The organism is Actinosynnema sp. NPDC023658 (genome assembly GCF_040639995.1).
GTDB lineage: Bacteria > Actinomycetota > Actinomycetes > Mycobacteriales > Pseudonocardiaceae > Actinosynnema.
Genome location: NZ_JBFAAX010000062.1, coordinates 19,498 through 22,757, shown reverse-complemented (window position 1 = coordinate 22,757; position 3,260 = coordinate 19,498). Strand labels below are relative to the sequence as shown.

The 3,260-nt window shown below is 66.6% G+C and carries 2 protein-coding genes and 1 pseudogene; all 3 read left to right on the top strand.

Features of this window, described 5'->3' with window-relative positions; genetic code table 11:
* Nucleotides 1-519: 519 nt before the first annotated feature.
* On the top strand, nucleotides 520-1,917 hold the full coding sequence (locus tag AB0G02_RS10840) for a hypothetical protein (protein WP_360792419.1): 1,398 nt from the start codon (nucleotides 520-522) through the stop codon (nucleotides 1,915-1,917).
* A gap of 62 nt (nucleotides 1,918-1,979) precedes the next feature.
* Nucleotides 1,980-2,387: a hypothetical protein gene (locus AB0G02_RS10835; protein WP_360792417.1), complete on the top strand. Its 408-nt coding sequence runs from the start codon at nucleotides 1,980-1,982 to the stop codon at nucleotides 2,385-2,387.
* A 303-nt stretch (nucleotides 2,388-2,690) separates the two neighbouring features.
* Nucleotides 2,691-3,260: pseudogene (locus AB0G02_RS10830) on the top strand (transposase); the annotation flags it as partial.

Here is a 3,260-nt window from a genome sequence, read left to right as displayed (position 1 = left end):
GACATCCTTCCGGGGGCACGCGCCCCCTGATCTCAGATGTCCGTCAAAACGGGTCAGGCCCAGACCGGACCACCCGATCGCAGAGCCGGGCTGCACCTCGATACGCCGCCGACCAGTCCTCGGCGGCCTGATCAACGACTACGAGCCTGCAGCAGCAACCGCAGCTCAGATTATACGGCCGACTTCTGGCACCCCACAGGTGAGCATCGCGGTGGACACCTGGAGAAGCTGTCCCGCCAGCGAAACAGGTCTACGGGTCGACAGCAGCGAAAACTCCTTTCGTTGGTAGTGAACACTCGAATGGCGTAGCGGCGAACGGGTGACGCGCGGACGTCTCTCCCAGTGTTCCGGTCGCACGCCGGCAGAGTGCGGTGCGGAAGCGTTGCCTCGTGACAGCCGGAGGGGGATCCGGTTCGGCGCGACGTTCACCATCACGATCGGGGGGATCGGGGCGAACACTCTCGCCATCCGCTTGTGCCGACCCCTCGTTCCACTCGGAGGAAGAGGGGGCTCATTTCCGTGCGCAGATCTCGTTTCGCCGCCATCGCGGTACTGGCGGCCTTCGCCGCCAGCCTGCTGGCGACGGGCACCTCAACCGCTCAAACGACCACATCGGACACACCGGCCGGCCTGGTCACCGACCGCGTCACGCCTTCCGGCGACGTCGTCAGGGTTCCCGTCGACCAGGTGACCCAGACCAACCCCCCGCCCGCAACGCTGCACGAACGCATGTCCTGGGAGCAGACCGACAAGCAGCAGGACTTCACGAGGGACATTACGGACATCGTGGCACCGGCTCCTTCCGCGCAGATCGCGGTGGACCCCGTCACCCTCGACGAGTGCGACGACCACCAGTTCCCGTCGGGCGATCCGGTCTGGTGGCACAAGAACCACTACTCGACCTGCTACGCGGGATACGACAACCTGGTCAAGCCGGCGTCCTGCCCGATCCTGTGCAGCCCGTCGATCAACTCGTTCCGGATCATCGTAATCGGGGTGGGCGACGCCAACGTCGTTCCTCCCGGTGACACGAGCGCACCGGTTCGCCAGGCCAGGTTCACCATCCGCACCGACACCGGTCAGAAGTCCGGTCCGGAACCCGCGCCGGACAGCACGTTGATTCGACTGCGCGTGGACTGCGTCGCGCTCGACGGCTCCACCTGCCAGAACTCGCAGAGCGGCGGCGTCACCAAGACGCTCGGCGAATTGCGTGCGGGGTTCGAGACCAGCTTCGACCTGACCATCTCGGGCAACAGCGCGTTCCCGAACGAGCCGGACAACAAGACCTACTACAACACCTCGTTGACGATCACGAACTTCGCCCCCGACTACCTGCCGCCGGAGGTGGAGCTGCCCGACGACGCCCTCCGCTGCGACACCTCGACGTACACCTACAACGTCGAGACGCAGCGCCGTGACAACGGCGCGTGCATCTTCACCGACGTCGACGCCGTGCTGACCTACTCCAAGGCGTCAGGATCACCGGTGAAGGCGGTCGCGGAACACATCGACCTGGCGCAGAGGACACCGGAGAACACCAGGCCCGGCGGGGTCGGCAGAATCATCCCGGGTGCCAAGGCATCCGGGCGCAAGCTGGCGAGGCTCGTGCCGGAACTGGGCGTTGGGCGTGAGGACAGGTACGAGGCGAACAGGCTGTTGGCAGTCGCGAACTGCATCCGGTTCTGGGGCTTGAACTACTCCCGGGGCGGCACGCTCGACTGCGACGAGTACCCGTTCGCGTCGACTTACGAGGGGGCGGCCTACAACCTGTGGAACGGTGGCAACACCGCGGTCTCGTTCTCGTCGATGCCGCTGGACCGGAGCCAGAACCGCGCCGCGGGCCGAGCGCTGGGCATCTGGTACGCCGTGGACCACATCCTCGAACGCGACACGTTCTACGTCGATATCGTCGGATGACGTAGTCCAGGCGAAGGCGGAGGTAAGGAGTGCCGAACCTGCTCTCATCCCGGGAAACCCCGGTGCCCGTGACATACGGGGCGTTCTCCCTGATCACCGGAGCGGGTGGCGATCCGCTCGCCGTCGAGCACCCCGTGGCATCCGTGATCGGTGGCGGTGTCGGCTTCTTCAGCGCCGCCGACGACCACACCGCGAGCGTGCGGGTCGAGTTCTGGGATGGCGAACCGCCCGAGCACCCCTCCGGGTCGGAGACCGTGACCGGCGCCGTCGACCTGGCAGCGCCTGCCGTGGTCCTGCTGGCTATCGACACCGGCTTTTCCGTGGAGATCCCCGCGACGTTCACCGGTCGAGCCGGAGTCCGCGTGAGCTGCACCGGCCGTGACGAAGCGGCACGGCTCTCGCACGAGGAGCACGAGTTGTTCTTCAGCGACGTCGAGCACTGGCTCGTGAGGATTTGGCCACTCGACTGAGCACCGCCCGGTGGCGGTGACCACGCCCTTGCGGCTGGTCGCCGCCACCGCCAGGGTATTTCTCCGAGTTCGACTTCATCCAGGATCTTGGAACACCGGCGCGTCGCTGACACCGGCTTCCACCTCGAACAGGCGGCCTATGGGGTGCCAGAACTCTGCACTCAGGCGCCGACCTGCGGCGATCGCGCACCATAGGCTGTAGGAGAATGATCGCGAGGCGTGGCGCTACGACTGCTATACCTGGTCTTCATCCGGGTCGTCGGCTGGTTGGTTCTCCTTGGCCGGTCATCAGCGGCCAAGGACGTGGAGCTGCTGGTGCTGCGGCACGAAATCGCCGTACTACGCCGTACCAACCCCCGCCCGCGGCTGGAGTGGGCCGATCGCGCCGTACTCGCCGCCCTGGTGTGCCGACTACCCCGACTGCTGCGCGAGCACCGAGTGGTGACGCCGGGCACCCTTCTTCGATGGCACCGGCGCCTGGTCGCGAAGAAATGGACCTACCCCCACCGCACCGGCCGCCCACCGGTCGACGACATCATCGTGACGTTGATCGAGCGCATGGCCCGCGAGAACGCCGGCTGGGGCTACCGCCGGATCCAGGGCGAGCTGCTCAAGCTCGGCCACCAGGTAGCCGCGTCAACGGTTCGCCGCGTGCTCAAGCGCCTGCGGGTACCGCCAGCGCCCCAGCGCGACACCGACACCTCCTGGCGACGGTTCCTGCGCGCCCAGGCCGCGAGCATGTTGGCCTGCGACTTCTTCCACGTCGACTGCGCCGTCACCCTCAAACGCGTGTACGTGCTCTTCGTGATGGAAGTCGCCACCCGCTACGTGCACATCCTCGGCACCACCACCAACCCGAACGGCCCGTGGACC